We start from the raw sequence: 16,088 nt of genomic DNA on the forward strand, positions 1-16,088 counted from the left end.
TGGATCCTGTTGATAAAATAATGGACCACAATTTGCGACAAAACTGGCCCCATGCGAAGGGCCAGTTCCAAAATAACGGTGGGACCATTTCAAAGGTACGTGGTTAGGCTTCTGTTATTTCGACCTGCCTGGCGGACCAGTTGCCGGGCCATACCTCGGCATCACCTGCGCGCAACTGACGAATTTTTCCAACCGGCACATTATGGGCCAGCAAAACCGGGCCATCGGCACCGTCGCCGCCATCCGGCGTGGTGATGGCGAAAATGCCGGTATGGCCCAAATCGGGTTCGCACGGAATGTAAACAGCACAGCCGCTGTAATTGGTGGGGTTTTGCGTGGTGTTTACTGCCGTGCCAGTGGTGCCGCACGCCGCCACAACACACATTAGTTCCACTGCACGGGCCTTGGCACAGCTAAACACCCGATGATACCCTGAGGCCTTGCCGGTCATGGACGGAACCAGAACAAGGTCGACATTTTGTTTGGCCAGCAGGCAGGAAAGCGCGGGCATTTCAATATCAAGGCAAATAAGAATGGCGATGCGCAAACCGCGCCATTCAATGATCGACAGTTTTTTGCCCGGCGTCAGATTCCAGTTGTCGGGTTCCTGTTCGCCCGGCGTCAGGCTTAGTTTATCCTGAGCAACGATTTTGCCATTGGGCAAAAAGGCCAGGGCGCGGTTGGTTTGCCCGCGCCGCGGGTCATCGCCAATGTGCCAGGGCATGCTACCGGCAACCAGCATCATATCGTGACGGGTGGCAAGGTTGGTGGCGGCATCTTGCGCGGTCGGGGCCTGATCAGCCATCCAGGCAATTTCATCTTCCGGGCGCAGACCATCGGGTTTAAAGGCCATCCATTGTTCGCTGGCATATTCCGGCAGCATAAAAATATCGGCACCATCGGCACGGGCCTGTTTCATTTTGCGGTCTATATGGCTGATCCAGTCGTCAATCCCGGTCAGGGGCACACCCAGATTGGTGGCCCACAGGGCGATGTTTAAAGTGTCGGTCAAGTCATGGGGCATGGGGACGTCCGCTATTTGAAGGCGGGGCACAGATGGCAGCCGGAACAGATATGTTCCGGCTGCCGGTTTGGATCTGGTGCCGCAGGGGCGGCGACGGGCAACGGGTCAGGTTTTCAACTTGGTCCAGACGCGGTTGCGCAAATCACGCGCCTTGGGCGAACAGTTTTTACCCGGAACCAGCCGGTCGGCATATTCCTCGGGCATGTTCACGGCCGGGTCGGCTTTTAGCGCATCGTCAAGAAACGCATCCGACCCCTTGATGCCGTTCATATAGCCGGCATAGTTCGAGGCGGCGGCAGCATTTTCGGGCTGCATCATCCAGTTAATAAAAGTTTTGGCATTCTCAAGGTCGGGCGCACCGGCCGGAATAACAAAATGATCCGACCAGAAGGTAAGCCCTTCTTTGGGGTAAACAAAAACAGCACTGGGTAGACTTTCCCTGGTGCGGTGCGAAGCGCCGTTCCATTGCATATGCATCGAAACTTCCTTGGCCGCCATGCGGTCAATCGTGCCTTCTGAACTGTAAACCGCGATATAGGGTTTCTGTTTTTGCAAAACATCAAGGATCTTTTGCGCTTCGGCCGGGTCTTCGGTGCATTTATCCACCCCGGCATAATAGGACGCAGCCGCATACATTTCGACTTCGTCATTCAGCGCGCCGATTTTACCCTGAAATTCCTCGCGCGGTTCAAAAAACTCTTTCCAGCTGTCATCAAGCTTTTCTTTGGCCACGTCTGAATCATAGGTAAAACCGGTAGTACCCCACAAATAGGTAACGGAATATTTCCGTTCCGGGTCGTATTTCATGGTGTCGTGCGGTTTGGCGACATTCTTGAAGTTTTCAAGGCTTTTGGCATCAAATTCGGTTGCCAGCTTTTCCTTGATCATGACATCGACCATATAGTCCGACGCCACAACAATGTCATAGCCCGATGCCCCGGCCTGGAGTTTTGCCAGCATGGTTTCATTGGAATCGTACACATCCAGCGTCACCTTGATGCCGGTTTCCTTTTCAAACTTTTCAAACAGTTCGGGCGGGAAATAGTTTGACCAGTTATAGAAAAACAGTTCGCCGTCGGCTTTGGCCGCGGTGGCGCCCATGCCAAGCATGGCAAAGGCCGATGCCCCTAAAAGGATAGAACGTAGTTTCATCTTAAAACTCCCTGATTGGACGGTATGATTTATGTTCTGGCATGCGGCCCGTCCCCCAACCACACGCGATTTAATTCGGGTAAACTGCCGGGGCAGATCGTTAATAGCGCACCCGGTCGATCAAAAACGAAATGCTGACAAAGACGATGGAGATGATCAGCATTAGTGCTGAAATGGCGTTGACCTCGGGCGTGATGCCAATGCGGATCATGCCGAAAATGTAAATTGGCAAGGTGGTGGATCCAGCCCCGCCAACAAAATACGAAATCACAAAATCATCTAGCGAAATGATGAAAGACAACATCGCGCCAGATAATATTCCCGGCCATAGCAACGGAAATGTGATGCGTTTGAAGGCTTGCCATTCATTGGCATAAAGGTCGTTGGCGGCCTCGATTAATGCCGGGTCCATGCCGTCCAGCCGTGCACGAATGGGCAGATAGGCAAACGGGATACAAAAAACCGTGTGGGCGATGATAATGCTGAGCAGCCCCAGTTTGACGCCAATGACGATAAAAAACAGCAACGTCGCAATGGCGGTGACAATTTCGGGCACCAGCAATGGCAGGGTTAACATTGCCGCCACGCCACCTTCACCACGAAACCGGCCCCGTGCCATGCCCGTCGCGGCAAGGGTGGCGGCAATGGTGGCAATAATGGTGGACGATAATGCAATGATCAGCGAGTTTTTGGCTGAGCGTAGCATGTCGTCATTGCCCAGAACGACGCTGTACCATTTGGTGGAAAAACCGGTCCAGATGGTAGCAAGGCGGTTTTCGTTAAAGGACAGAACCAGCAAAACAATGATGGGCAAATACAGATAGGCGAAAAAGAAAATCGCCATCGGTGTAATTCCGTGAAACCGCCAGAGCGGATTGGCGCGATCTATTTTCATGATGCGTCCTCGGGCAGTTTTTTGAATTTTAGCGAATAAACCAGCATGGCGAGTAGCACCATGGCGAGAAGAACAAAACCAAGTGCCGAGCCAAACGGCCAATTGCGCGCCGCCCCAAACTGGCTGCCGATCAGATTGGAAATCATCATGAATTTACCGCCGCCCAATAGTTCGGGCGTGACATAGGCCCCAAGGCAGGGAATGAAAACAAGAATGGCCCCGGCGACAATACCAGGGGTGGCGAGCGGTAAAATGATGCGCGTCATCGCTTTACGCTTGTTTGCACCCAGATCAAAGGCTGCCTCGATCAGGCGGTGGTCAAGCTTTTCCAGGCTGGCATAAATTGGCAGCACCATGAAAGGCAAATAGGTGTAGGTCAGCCCGATAGAGACGGCATAGGGCGTATAGAGAATATCAAGCCCGCCGGTTTGAATACCGACAGATGCAAGAAAATGGTCAATCAACCCGCCATTGCGCAAAAGCAGCATCCAGGCATAGTTGCGGACCAAAATGTTGGTCCAGAACGGGATGGTGACCAGAAAGATAAACATGTTGCGCCGTTTTTGCGGCTGCATGGCAATGTAGAAGGCAGTTGGAAAGCCCAAAATCAGGGCCAGCACCGTGGTAAGGGCGGATAAACCAAAGGACCGGAGGAAAATTTGCAGATAGTCGGTATTGACCATCAGATTGTCCATCAGATCGCGTTCAAAAATGAACGAAATATAGGAATCAAACGAGAAACTTCCCCAATTAACCCCGCCATTGGCCCCGCGTTCAAGGATTGAAACATAGGCCATTTGGACCAGCGGCAACCCCATGAAAAAGCCGATATAAATTACGGCAGGGGCAACCAGCCAAAAGCGTTTGTGACGTGTGAATATTTCCATTGCTTAATCCACCAGCACACGAATGGCACCCGCAGGCAGGGTGATGTCAACATCGTTACCTTTGGCATAGGCCATTGTGCTGCCGTCGCGGTTTTGCACCCGGGCGAGCAGTGCTGTCTGGTCGTCAATGGCGATGTGATAGGTGGTGTCGGTGCCAAAATAAACCACATCGGCAATTTTGCCGTGCAAGGCGGTGTCGCTGGTGCCGGCGGGATGAAGCATCAGGCGTTCGGGCCGAATGCCGATGGTGGCCGTTTGCGAAAGCCGGGTACCGGTGTCTACGTTGGCAAGGCTGACATTTTGCCCACCGGGCAGGGTCAGTACAGCATGGCTACCATTTTGTTTGATGTCGCCTTGCAAAAAGTTGCTATCGCCAATGAAGTCGGCAACAAAGCGATGGGTCGGGGTTTCGTAAATGTCGCGCGGGGTGCCAATTTGCAGGATTTTGCCCGCTTTCATCACCGCGATCCGGTCCGACATCGCCAGGGCTTCTTCCTGGTCATGGGTGACAAAAACAAAGGTAATGCCGGTTTCGGTTTGCAGACGTTTAAGTTCGATCTGCATTTCCTTGCGCAATTTCAAATCAAGGGCGGATAATGGTTCGTCCAGCAATAATACCTTGGGCGCGGGGGCCAATGCGCGGGCCAAGGCGATGCGTTGTTGCTGCCCCCCGGAAAGCTGGCTGGGTTGTCGATCGCCAAATTGTGACAGGCGCACCAGTTCCAGCATTTCATCGGCCCGTTTGTCGGCATCCTGGCGCGAGATATTTTGCATTTCCAGGCCAAAGGTAATGTTTTGGCGCACGGTTAAATGCGGAAACAGGGCATAGGATTGAAAAACGGTGTTAATCGGCCGTTTGAACGGTGGCAAATCATTTAAAACCTGGCCTTCCAGGGCAATTTCACCGGCCGTTGCCTGTTCAAACCCGCCAATCAGGCGCAGCAATGTGGTTTTGCCGCAGCCCGACGGGCCGAGCATGGTGAAAAATTCGTTTTGAAAGATATCAACTGAAACATCGTCAAGTGCGTGGACGGCGTGCGTGCCACTGCCAAATCGCTTGCTGACCGAGCGGGCCGAAATCACCACTTCTGACATAAATATTTCCCTGATTTGTCGATTGTTGGTTGTATGAAATTCCCGCCATCTTGCACTTATTCCTGTCTGTCTGGTTAGTCAGGAATGTATGCAGGGTTCTTGCGACCACGGTCGGGCAAAGCAATACGTTAATAGAAACGCCGTAATTCGGAATTGGTTTCCAAAAAACATACGCTATAGCAAAGTTTTATTGCTGCCTATGAAATCTGTCTTCGCGATACAGATGTGGATGGGGCGATGGAAACAGCGGGACGGGATATGATGTTGCGAGCGCAATATGATGCGATGGTCTGTCCGCGTGGTATATCGCAAAAGCCCCGAAACATGTTTTCATGTTCGGGGCTTTATGGTTTAGGCGGCAGATGGCGTTATTTTATGGAGTGCGGCGGTGATGTCGGTTTCAACATAAAGACCGGAGCGTTCCAGAATGCCCATGCCTGCCAGCACCTTTTGCGGTTGCTGGCGAAGCCCAACCAGAAACAGCCTTGTGCCGTGCCGGTTGCAGGTTGAAATGAAATGTTCGATGCGGGATGCGCCGCTGGCATCGATCATGGGTACATCATCCATGCATAGAATAAAGTCACGCGGGTAACCTGCCACACTGTCGATCACGTCGGTTAAACGGTTGGCGACACCAAAAAATAATGGGCCGGACAGACGGTAAATTTCCAGATTATCGGGGATGCCATCGCGGGAAATTGGACGGTCCGACGATGTGTCAGGCTGGTCCTGGCGAATGAGCACACCTGATGATCCCGTACGGGAACCGTCATCGCCGATGGCATTGCCGGCCGAAGTTTGTGAAATGATCACGCTTTCAGACATGCGATGCATGAACAGGATGGCTGCCAGCACCACACCGGCCTGAATGGCAACAGTTAAGTCGACCATCACGGTTAAGCCAAAGGTAACAATCAACACCAGCCGGTCGCCTATTGGACCACGCAGCAGGCGGGCGAAGCGGTCAATCTCGCTCATATTCCAGGCGACAACCATTAAAACAGCAGCAAGGGCAGCTAGCGGAATGTAATTGGCCAAAGGGGCCAGTAACAGCATGAAGATCAGCAAAAACACGGCATGCAGCATACCTGAAACAGGCGATTTCGCCCCTGAGCGAATATTGGTTGCCGTACGAGCAATGGCCCCGGTCGCAGGTAGGCCGCCAAATACACCTGATGCCAGATTTGCCAAACCCTGTGCCACCAGTTCGCAGTTTGACCGGTGACGCCGCCCGGTCATGCCATCGGCGACCATGGCCGAAAGCAGGCTTTCGATTCCGGCGAGAAAGGCAATGGTGAAGGCGCTGGGCATTAGCTCCATGATGCGTGCTGTGGTGAAGGTGGGCAGGTGAGGCAGGCCGATTTCGGCTGAAATGCCGCCAAAACGCGAACCAATGGTATCAACCGGCAGGTTACCCACGGCAACGATAAGCGAGGCAATGCTTACCGCGATTAAAAAGCTGGGCAGTTTGGGGGCAGTTCGCCGGGCAAGGATGATTACGGCCAGTGCGCCAACGGCAATCGCCAGATTAACCGGGTCCAGGGTGTCGCGTGCCTGCCACATGGCTTCGATTTTGGCAATGAACTCGGCAGGCATTTCAGCCATTTTCAGCCCGAACAGATCCTTGATCTGGCTGGTAAAAATAATAACGGCAATGCCCGATGTAAACCCCGTGACCACCGGTTCGGGGATATATTTGATCCAGGTGCCAAACCGCGCCAGCCCGGCAATAATCAGCATGACGCCTGCCATCAGGGTGGCAATGATCAATCCGTCATAACCGTATTGGGCAATGACATTAAACACCACCACCACAAAGGCGCCTGTTGGCCCGCCAATTTGAAAGCGGCTGCCGCCAAAGGCCGAAATGAAAAAACCGGCAATAATAGCCGTGATCAGGCCTTTATCCGGGCTGGCCCCACTGGCAATGGCCAGCGCCATGGACAAGGGCAGGGCAACGACGGCAACGGTCAGGCCCGAAATTGCATCCTGGCGTAAATTTGCCAGTCCATAGCCTTCGCGAAAAACCGTGACCAGTTTGGGTAGAAATAAAGTCCAGCCCGAGTTTTTATTCGCAGAAGCAGGCGCGTGATGCATGGGAAAAGGTCCGATCTTGCAGGGGTGAGTTTGTCCACTAAAAATAGTGTGGTTGATTATCGTTCTACCGCATTTAAAATGTCAATCATCGGTGTAACAAAGAACCCATGTGCAATTGGCATGGATGTGGCCAGATGTTGCTTTTGATGAAAATTCTCGCTTATGCATTTTTATTAATTTCATAAGGACGGTTGTTGACGTGTTGCGTTTTTTCGCGCTGAAATTGCCTGGCAGATTGTTTTGACGAATGGATATACCAGCATGAGCAACGCCAACTTTGCCACCCGTAACCCTTTCGTTCATCAAGGCATTCGCCAGGTGGTGCGTGATATTACCCCGTCGCAAATTCGCGAAGTTGCGCATTTGGGGATGGGCCGGGAAAATGTTGTACCGTTATGGTTTGGTGAACCCGACCAACCAACACCTGAATTTATTCGCCAGGCTGCAATGGATGCGCTGGCGGCGGGCGACACATTTTATCAGCCCAATGCCGGAATTGCGCCGCTGCGCGACGCCTTGGCAGGCTATATGAACGGCCTGTATCAAACCATGTTAGGCCCGGATAACGTGATTGTCACCGTATCAGGCCTGAACGCCATTATGGTGACATTGCAGGCAGTTTTGGGGGCGGGTGACCATCTGGTGACCACGGCCCCGATTTGGCCCAACATTGTTGCCATTCCCCGGGTTTTGGGGGCTGATGTTAGCACGGTGCCCTTACTGGCCGATGGTGAAAAGGGTGGGTGGCAGCTTGATCTGGACGCATTGTTTGCTGCGTGTGGGGCAAATACAAAGGTGATCTTGCTGAACACGCCCAACAACCCGACCGGCTGGATGATGCCCGCCGATGATCAGGCGCGGCTGGTGGAATTTGCCGACAAACACGGCATATGGATTATCGCCGACGAGGTATATGCCCGGCTGGTGTATAACGGGCAAAATCATGCGCCATCCTTTGTACCGTTTATGACGGAAAACCGCCGCATCATGGTGATTAACAGTTTTTCCAAGGCCTGGGCGATGACGGGCTGGCGGCTGGGCTGGATTACAGCCCCCGCCGCCATTACCGGCGAGCTTGAAAAGCTGATGGAATTTAATGTGTCGTGCCCGGCCGGGTTTATTCAGCAGGCGGGTATTGTTGCGCTGCGCGATGGCGAGGATTTCGTGGTGTCATCGCGTAATCGTTATGCCCGGTCGCGCGATGTGCTGGTCGAACGATTATCCAGCATGCCACGTATTATACTGCCCGAGGCAGAGGCGGCGTTTTATGCCTTTTTTAAAGTCGATGGTGTGTCTGATACCTTGGCATTTGCCAAAAACCTGTTGCTTGACGAAGGCATTGGATTGGCTCCGGGCGAGGCATTTGGCCCGGAAGGGGCTGGTTATATTCGCGCCTGCTATGCCGTGTCGGAAGAACGGATTCATCGGGCAATGGATGGGTTGGAACGATTTTTGGTGCGAAGCTGATTTTGTCGCGTCTCATATATCTATGCGAGCGGTGCGCTGTGCATCGGGTTTAGAGCAGGCAAACAAATAATCCCCGGCACGGTATTGCGCCGGGGATTGTTTGTGAGGGCATTGCCCGATATTACCGCTGCAGCAAGGCTATGTGTCGGGTTATGTCGCCGGAACAGGTGCCACAGCCAGCCGGTTACCGACTGATGCGAGAAAATAGTCGTAGGCACGGTCAATAATGTCGTCCAGCGATTTGGTTTTGGCAAACATTTGCCGGGCGGTTGCCATAAATTCATCGCGGCTGGGCAGGTGCGGCAAATGGAACCCGTCCAGCGCATCACTGGTACGGTTGCGGGCATTGGCCAGCGCCTGTTGCAGGTTTTGCAGTTCAGGCCCGTGCAAGGTGGCGCTAATCGCCTTGGCGATGCGGTCCGAATCAAAATGTGCGGCCAGCTGTTCGGCGGCACGGTTAATGACCTTGGTGCCAAGACGCTGTTCATTGCGCAAAACCTGTTTGGGCGGTTGTTTTAAATCGTAAACCAGCCCAACCCATGACAAAACGCACAGCGCATAATAGGTCGGATCATATTCCCACCAGCGAAAACCCTGGCGCGCACTGCTTTGATAGGCGTGATGGTTATTGTGCCAGCCTTCGCCCAGGGTGAAAATCGCCAAAATCCAGTTATTGCGGGAATCGTCGCCCGTCACATAACGTTTGCGCCCGCTTACATGGGCCAGCGAATTAATGCCGAATGTGCCATGGTAACAGGCAACCGTGCTCCAGAAAAAACCAACCACAAGACCGGACCAGCCAGCAATCAGGAAACAGGCAACCGCCAGAATAATCGCCGGGGCCGTTTCAAATTTATGCAGCCACATCAATTCGCGATAACGGGTTAAATCGCCTACCGCCGAAAGATCTGCATTGTCGTGTTTGCGGGCAAAGATCCAGCCAACATGACTATAGATAAAGCCGCGATGGCGCGGGGAATGCACATCATCGACGGTATCGGAATATTTGTGGTGATGGCGGTGTTTTGCCGCCCACCACAAAACGCTTTTTTGCGCACTGCTTTGTGCCAGAACGGCCAGAACAAACTGAAACACCCGATTGGTTGAAAAGGCGCGGTGTGAAAAATAGCGATGATACCCACCCGTAACGCCAAACATGCGAACGACATATAAGACCAGCCCCAAAATGGCGGCCTGCCAGGTAATGCCCGTCCAGATGGCGGCAAAACACGCCAGATGCACCAGTGTAAAGGGGATCAATGACGGGTAAATAATATCATCATGATGGTTTGGTGCGTCGGGTGCCGGGGCGTTGGTCGTCACAGGCATATTTGCGTTCCAGTTTTACCGTTCAGGGAAGGTTTGGGGTAATGGTAAACCCCGGTTCTGATACCGGCCTTTGCAATTCATCAACACCGGTTAATGCAACATACATTGCAACGGTGAGTGGGCGACGAAACGCCCGTATAAGGCAAACAGCTATATTTAAAATTTTCTGTTCGCGATCCTGAATTTGCAGTTATGGACCCTGTCCAAAAGGCTTGGATAGAACATGGGGCTTATGGCGGGTTGATGCAATGGAAAACCTGATAAAACAACATTGGGCAGATGCGTTACTATGACCCATTTCACGCGGGAAACCGCGATTTTCAGGCTTGATGAATTTTTTGCGTCATGCTGTATCGTCTGCGCGTGAACTGGTTTGGCAATGAAACCTTTGGTTCTGTTGTGATATCCCGCATTCAAAATCGGTCAAACTGGCCTGCTGTATTTTTAGGCATGCCGACACGTTAAATGCTGTGTATGGTGCGTGCAGAAACGGCAAACAGAAAAAAGGTAGGCTTGATGGCCGCGCAGGAACTGACCCTTGAACAAATTGCGGCCCGTGCGGGCGAGGAAGCCCCGGTGGAGATCAATTTCCGCCAGAACAAGCTTTCCAAAACCTATCTGGCGCCACATATCGACGCATTAAGGGCCGATCTTCAGCAAATGCGTACGGCTTTTGATAACAGTTATAAAAATTCGGCTGAAGTCCGCAATAATCCGCGCCGCACTTATCCCAAGGGATATTGTCTTGAGATTACCAAAGGTGTGCGCGACATGTTGCAAAATCAGATGCAAAACCCGACCACACCGGCGATGAAAGCCCTGCATGATTTTTGCGCCAATGGCGGCATTGCCAAACGAGTGTGGGGCAATTTGCGCAACAACTATTTCCAGAATGCCTTTCAGATGGGTAACCTGTATGTCGATGTTGCCAATGATACGGTTAATCCCAGCAAGCCCCAGATCGAGATTTTGCCTTGGGCGAAATCGGGGTTTTATGGCATCCGCGATTATAACATGTATGGCAAACTGGCGGAAAAATACTGGGGCGGGCAGGTTTATGCCAATCGTTGCCTGCCGGAACTGTCGGTGATGTTTCCAATTCTGTTTGTAAACCGGTACGGCGAGCTTGAAATGCACGCCAATTATCAAGCCCTTTTATATCGCAATATGGAACAGAACTTTAAGCTGTCAGAACTCTATCTGCTTAATCGTAAAAACCGGCAGCAGCTGTTACCCGAAAAATATCAGGTGTTTTTACAGGAAAATTTTGGCGCCCTTGTTGAACCGGTTGGTGATAACGATTTGCGGGCGATTTTTGCCAATGCCCGTGATACCAACCTGCGCTTTGATATTTCGCGCTGTCAGCCCTTGCTCGATATCGCACTTGAGATTGGTAAAAAATCTAAAGCACAGGTTTAATCGGCAGCAGGCCACTTTGGTGACATGCCTGTTCTGTTAATATGCATGACCTTCTTCTGTGCCATCCGTTAAGTTTCGGCATTAATCATGGAATGCTCGATTTGAGAATTTTGCCAGTCGGCATAGGTTTCTCCTGTCGGCTTTCTTCGCCAGGAAATTCGCCCATTGTCTGAGCGCCCTAAAATAACATTGGAAGCGGCACTGGGGCTGCTGAAACTATAATCCTCGGCAAAAATGCGGCGGTTCTCTCCGTTGTTGACAAGGATTTTATCTGCGACGAGTTGATCGTGCAGGGCTTCGTATCCTCCTTTAACGCCTTCCCATGTAAACCTCGCATCTGAGCCTGCCAGCACAACAAAATCGCCGTTGATTTGTTGTGCTGTTGCTTCAAGATCGTGTTTTTTGCTGCGAAGGACAAAAGTTGGCACAGCATCGTTCACATAGGTCATTAAAGTGTCAGAAGACGATTCTGGCTTCGGTGCTTCGCTTTTGGTTTTGTCACGCAGAAAATCGAGGCCTAATACAGGCAGAACAATTCGGATTTGTTCGATGAAGAATTCCATGTCGGCCAAATCAGCTTCGGGAAGATACCCGTATTCGGGGGCGGTATTGTTGTCGAGTATTGCGCGTCCGGCATTTTGTATGATGTTAATCAGTCTGCTTTCCAGATAGCGTACGTGAGCTTTGGTCAGGTTTTGGTCTTTGCTGGAAATCACACAGGCTTTGTCCCAAAATGCTTTACGAGGATCGTTGTTATGGGTGATCAGGCGGTTTGCGACATTGTCACTTTCCCCAACATAGACGCGGTTTTTATTTGGGGATATTTCATCCGGACCCGTGAGAAAATAAATGCCTGTTCGTCCTGTTTCAGCGCGTTTTACGAAATCAGGCAATCGTGTTCTGGGGGCAGATAATACATGTCCTGTCCAGTTCATGATTTCGGCGGTTAGTATGCCGTTCGGCGTTCCATCAACAAGGAAAAGACGGATACTGCGACCTGTTACCACCTGTTTGTCTCCTTGTTTCAAATGCTTGCGGCGAACTTAGATTATCGTGCAACCACAAATATTACAATTGAGACCTTATGTATAAAAAACACCCGGCAACAATGTGCCGGGTGTGATTGCGTCGGGATGTGTCTGGTGGTGTGTATTATCAGATTTCCGGGAACCACGCGGCAAGAATGCCAAGATCTTCAAGCTGGTTCACAACCATTTCGGCGGCGTCCTCAGCACTTTGATCCGACGTGTTTACCGTAATTTCCGGGTTCTCCGGGGCCTCGTAGGGGCTGTCAATGCCGGTGAAATTGGCGATTTTGCCTTCGCGGGCCTTTTTATAAAGGCCCTTTACATCGCGTTCTTCACAGACTTCAAGCGGGGTATTGATAAACACCTCGATAAACTCGCCATCTTCAAGCAGGCTGCGCGCCATTTGCCGTTCGCTTTTGAACGGTGAAATGAACGATACCAGCGTGATCAGCCCGGCATCAACAAACAGCTTGGCGGTTTCACCGACACGGCGGATATTTTCCACCCGGTCGGCGTCGGTAAAGCCAAGGTCTTTGTTTAAGCCATGGCGCACATTGTCGCCATCAAGGCTGTAGGTATGTTTACCAAGGGCGTTAAGCTTTTTTTCCACCAGATTGGCGATGGTGGATTTGCCCGCACCCGACAGACCGGTAAACCACAGCACAGCCGATTTCTGGCCTTTCTGGGTGGCGCGCGCCTGTTTGTTAACGTCCATTTCCTGCCACTTGATGTTGGTCGCGCGGCGTAATGAATGGTTGACCATCCCGGCGCCAACGGTGGCGTTGGTATAGCGGTCGATGATGATGAAACGCCCGGTATGGCGGTTATCGTCATAGGGGTCAAACGCCAACGCACGGTCAGCCGCAATATTGGCAATACCGACTTCGTTTAGTTCAAGCGTTTTACCGGCCACATGTTCGAGCGTATTAACATTGACCTTGTATTTCAGGGTGCTGATTTGCGCGCCTGAAAGCTGCCCGCCCATCTTGATCAGATAGGGGCGGCCCGGCAGCATTTCGTCTTCGTGCATCCAGATGATTTTGGCTTCAAACTGGTCGGCATAATCGGTGCGGGCTTCGCTGGATGCCAAAACATCGCCGCGAGAAATGTCAATTTCGTCTTCCAGCGTCAGGGTAATGGCTTGCCCGGCAACAGCTTGGTCAAGATTGCCATCAAATGTCACGATTTCCTTGACCGTACTGGTTTGGCCCGATGACGAAACAACAATTTTATCACCCGGTTTGACAACACCCGACGATACCGTGCCCGAGAAACCGCGGAAATCGAGGTTGGGGCGGTTGACCCATTGAACGGGCAGGCGGAACGGTTTTTCAATCGCTTCCTGTTCAACCTGAACCGTTTCAAGATGGCCAAGCAGGCTGGGGCCATCGTACCAGCCGGTGTTGGGGCTGGGTTCGATAATGTTATCGCCGCGAAGGGCCGACATTGGAATAGCCTGGATCGACTTGTAATTCAGTTGCTGGGCAAATTCCCGATATTCGCCAACGATACGGTCAAAGGTGGCCTGATCATAATCGACCAGGTCCATTTTATTGACCGCCAGCACCACATTGCGAATACCCAAAAGAGAGGTAATAAAGCTGTGGCGGCGGGTCTGGGTTAAAATGCCTTTGCGCGCATCAATCAAAATCACAGCGACATCGGCGGACGACGCACCGGTTGCCATGTTGCGGGTATATTGTTCGTGGCCCGGGGTGTCGGCGACGATGAATTTTCGTTTGTCGGTCGAAAAGAAACGATAGGCAACGTCAATCGTAATGCCCTGTTCGCGTTCGGCCTGAAGCCCGTCGAGCAGCAAGGCAAAATCAATTTCGCCGTTCTGGGTGCCCACCTTGCGGGAATCTACTTCCAGGGCTGCCAACTGGTCTTCAAAAATCAGCTTGGAATCCCAAAGCAGGCGGCCAATCAAGGTGCTTTTGCCATCGTCAACACTGCCGCAGGTAATGAAACGCAGCAGGCTTTTTTCTTCCTGGGCTTTAAGATAGCCAAGAATATCATCGGCAATCAGGTCGGATTTATGTGCCATTAGAAATATCCTTCCTGCTTTTTCTTTTCCATTGAACCGGCTTCGTCATGGTCGATCATGCGACCCTGGCGTTCGCTGGACCGGGTCAGCAGCATTTCCTGAATGATCTCGGGCAGGGTTGCAGCCTCGGATTCAACGGCTCCGGTTAACGGATAGCAACCAAGGGTACGGAACCGGACGGATTTCATTTCCGGCACTTCACCATCGCGTAGCGGCATCCGGTCATCATCAACCATGATCAGCGTGCCGTCACGTTCAACAATCGGGCGCTTGGCGGCGTAATACAGCGGCACGATGGGAATTTGTTCAAGATAGATATATTGCCAGATATCAAGTTCTGTCCAGTTCGAGATTGGAAAGGCACGGATGCTTTCGCCCTTGTTAATGCGGGAATTATAAATGTTCCACAATTCAGGGCGCTGGTTTTTCGGGTCCCAGCGGTGGGTTTCGGTGCGGAAGGAAAATACGCGTTCCTTCGCACGGGCTTTTTCCTCGTCGCGGCGTGCACCGCCAAAGGCTGCATCGAACTTGTATTTGTTGAGCGCCTGTTTAAGCGACTGGGTTTTCATAACGTCGGTATGCACACTTGAACCATGGGTGAATGGGCCAACACCCTGTTTCACGCCTTCTTCATTGATATGCACAATCAGCTCGAAGCCATATTCCCTGGCAACCTTGTCGCGAAATTCGATCATTTCGCGAAACTTCCATGTCGTATCGACATGCATCAGGGGAAACGGCGGCGGAGCCGGATAAAAGGCCTTGCGCGCCAAATGCAGCAAAACCGATGAATCCTTGCCGATGGAATAAAGCATCACCGGGCGCTCAAAGGATGCCGCCACTTCGCGAATGATATGAATGCTCTCTGCCTCTAGCTGGCGGAGATGGGTCAGATTAGGCTGCATTGTCTTTCCTGACGGTAAATAACACATTTAAAGTGTTATTGAATTAATTTCACCACTACAAACCGGGTAATACGGATTGCGTCCCGATGCAAGCGCCATTTGACAATTCACAGTAAATTTGTTGTCTCTGTGGCGAATTCCAGTTTTAATTTGTGCAATTAAAGGGCTTGAATGCGGTAGGTGATTGTTGTTTCGGGATATTAAACCGGAAAACCTTTAAATTCCTTGGTCTGGGCCAGGGCGACATGACCGATGAATTTGGTAATGCCAAGGTTGCCGTAAATCATCTCTTCGGACAGGGAATGGTAGTGCTGCACATCGCGACACACCAGACACAGCATATAGTCATACGGGCCGGAAATGCGGTATCCGGCGACAACTTCGGGAATGTCGTGAATGGCATTGGCAAATTTTTTATAATCATCCACCCCTTTGCCTTCCAGCGTTACTTCGGCAAAAACGCGCACATGCGGGCATAGCTTTTCAATATTGATGACGGCGCGATACCGCTTGATCACCTTTTCCTTTTCCAGCTTCTTAACCCGGTCAAGGCAGGGGCTGGGGCTTAAACCGACCAGCTTTGACAGGGCAAGGTTGGTTAGCTTGGCATTGGCCTGCAAGGCGCGCAGGATTTTATGGTTAATCGCGTCTATTTTTATCATTTTGCCCAATCTCGTGTTGCGCGCGCATTGTAGCGGGGAACGACAGGGAACAAAAGAACCCCGGTTGCAAAAAGCAAACCG

At 51.8% G+C, this 16,088-nt stretch carries 13 protein-coding genes; 2 read left to right on the forward strand and 11 right to left on the reverse strand.

The annotated features are described in order from the left end of the window. Positions 1-103: 103 nt before the first annotated feature. The 6 genes from J4E05_RS19250 to J4E05_RS19275 all read right to left on the reverse strand — a co-directional run bounded on the left by J4E05_RS19250 (position 104) and on the right by J4E05_RS19275 (position 7,150). A complete protein-coding gene (locus J4E05_RS19250; protein ID WP_349599024.1) occupies positions 104-1,024 on the reverse strand; it encodes a nitrilase-related carbon-nitrogen hydrolase in 921 nt (306 codons plus the stop codon). 105 nt (positions 1,025-1,129) lie between these two features. After that, a complete protein-coding gene (locus J4E05_RS19255) occupies positions 1,130-2,176 on the reverse strand; it encodes an extracellular solute-binding protein (protein ID WP_349599027.1) in 1,047 nt (348 codons plus the stop codon). 100 nt (positions 2,177-2,276) lie between these two features. Then, entirely contained in the window at positions 2,277-3,071 is a 795-nt protein-coding gene (locus J4E05_RS19260) for an ABC transporter permease (RefSeq protein ID WP_349599030.1), read from the reverse strand. Then, complete coding sequence (locus J4E05_RS19265) at positions 3,068-3,958, reverse strand: ABC transporter permease (protein WP_085589093.1); 891 nt, start codon at positions 3,956-3,958, stop codon at positions 3,068-3,070. The genes J4E05_RS19260 and J4E05_RS19265 overlap by 4 nt, the downstream gene beginning before the upstream one ends. 3 nt (positions 3,959-3,961) lie before the next feature. After that, entirely contained in the window at positions 3,962-5,053 is a 1,092-nt protein-coding gene (locus tag J4E05_RS19270) for an ABC transporter ATP-binding protein (RefSeq protein WP_349599034.1), read from the reverse strand. 351 nt (positions 5,054-5,404) lie between these two features. Next, a complete protein-coding gene (locus J4E05_RS19275) occupies positions 5,405-7,150 on the reverse strand; it encodes a SulP family inorganic anion transporter (RefSeq protein WP_349599037.1) in 1,746 nt (581 codons plus the stop codon). A 261-nt stretch (positions 7,151-7,411) separates the two neighbouring features. Here J4E05_RS19275 and J4E05_RS19280 point away from each other — a divergent pair, with 261 nt between their 5' ends. Beyond that, a complete protein-coding gene (locus J4E05_RS19280) occupies positions 7,412-8,617 on the forward strand; it encodes a pyridoxal phosphate-dependent aminotransferase (protein ID WP_349599040.1) in 1,206 nt (401 codons plus the stop codon). Positions 8,618-8,767: 150 nt separating this feature from the next. Here J4E05_RS19280 and J4E05_RS19285 read toward each other — a convergent pair whose 3' ends face one another. After that, positions 8,768-9,946: an acyl-CoA desaturase gene (locus J4E05_RS19285; RefSeq protein ID WP_349599043.1), complete on the reverse strand. Its 1,179-nt coding sequence runs from the start codon at positions 9,944-9,946 to the stop codon at positions 8,768-8,770. 516 nt (positions 9,947-10,462) lie between these two features. Here J4E05_RS19285 and J4E05_RS19290 point away from each other — a divergent pair. After that, complete coding sequence (locus J4E05_RS19290) at positions 10,463-11,365, forward strand: hypothetical protein (protein ID WP_349599046.1); 903 nt, start codon at positions 10,463-10,465, stop codon at positions 11,363-11,365. 68 nt (positions 11,366-11,433) lie between these two features. On the opposite strand, the gene J4E05_RS19295 is transcribed toward J4E05_RS19290, so the two are convergent. From J4E05_RS19295 to J4E05_RS19310, 4 genes are all read right to left on the reverse strand, one after another. After that, a complete protein-coding gene (locus J4E05_RS19295; protein ID WP_349599049.1) occupies positions 11,434-12,372 on the reverse strand; it encodes a GIY-YIG nuclease family protein in 939 nt (312 codons plus the stop codon). Positions 12,373-12,520: 148 nt separating this feature from the next. Beyond that, positions 12,521-14,440: a sulfate adenylyltransferase subunit CysN gene (gene cysN, locus J4E05_RS19300; RefSeq protein WP_349599052.1), complete on the reverse strand. Its 1,920-nt coding sequence runs from the start codon at positions 14,438-14,440 to the stop codon at positions 12,521-12,523. Then, entirely contained in the window at positions 14,440-15,333 is an 894-nt protein-coding gene (gene cysD / locus J4E05_RS19305; RefSeq protein WP_246832871.1) for a sulfate adenylyltransferase subunit CysD, read from the reverse strand. The genes cysN and cysD overlap by 1 nt, the downstream gene beginning before the upstream one ends. Before the next feature lie 212 nt (positions 15,334-15,545). Beyond that, positions 15,546-16,007 carry an Lrp/AsnC family transcriptional regulator gene (locus J4E05_RS19310; protein ID WP_085589195.1) on the reverse strand — a complete coding sequence of 154 codons (462 nt, stop codon included), beginning with the start codon at positions 16,005-16,007 and terminating at the stop codon, positions 15,546-15,548. Positions 16,008-16,088: the final 81 nt, after the last annotated feature.

This window comes from Thalassospira sp. NFXS8 (genome assembly GCF_040148805.1).
In the GTDB taxonomy this organism is placed as follows: Bacteria; Pseudomonadota; Alphaproteobacteria; order Rhodospirillales; family Thalassospiraceae; genus Thalassospira.

Coding starts and splice junctions, on each gene's coding strand:
- J4E05_RS19250 (WP_349599024.1), bottom strand. CDS start 1,024: ATGCCCCATGACTTGACCGACACTTTAAACATCGCCCTGTGGGCCACC.
- J4E05_RS19255 (WP_349599027.1), bottom strand. CDS start 2,176: ATGAAACTACGTTCTATCCTTTTAGGGGCATCGGCCTTTGCCATGCTT.
- J4E05_RS19260 (WP_349599030.1), bottom strand. CDS start 3,071: ATGAAAATAGATCGCGCCAATCCGCTCTGGCGGTTTCACGGAATTACA.
- J4E05_RS19265 (WP_085589093.1), bottom strand. CDS start 3,958: ATGGAAATATTCACACGTCACAAACGCTTTTGGCTGGTTGCCCCTGCC.
- J4E05_RS19270 (WP_349599034.1), bottom strand. CDS start 5,053: ATGTCAGAAGTGGTGATTTCGGCCCGCTCGGTCAGCAAGCGATTTGGC.
- J4E05_RS19275 (WP_349599037.1), bottom strand. CDS start 7,150: ATGCATCACGCGCCTGCTTCTGCGAATAAAAACTCGGGCTGGACTTTA.
- J4E05_RS19280 (WP_349599040.1), top strand. CDS start 7,412: ATGAGCAACGCCAACTTTGCCACCCGTAACCCTTTCGTTCATCAAGGC.
- J4E05_RS19285 (WP_349599043.1), bottom strand. CDS start 9,946: ATGCCTGTGACGACCAACGCCCCGGCACCCGACGCACCAAACCATCAT.
- J4E05_RS19290 (WP_349599046.1), top strand. CDS start 10,463: ATGGCCGCGCAGGAACTGACCCTTGAACAAATTGCGGCCCGTGCGGGC.
- cysN (WP_349599052.1), bottom strand. CDS start 14,440: ATGGCACATAAATCCGACCTGATTGCCGATGATATTCTTGGCTATCTT.
- J4E05_RS19310 (WP_085589195.1), bottom strand. CDS start 16,007: ATGATAAAAATAGACGCGATTAACCATAAAATCCTGCGCGCCTTGCAG.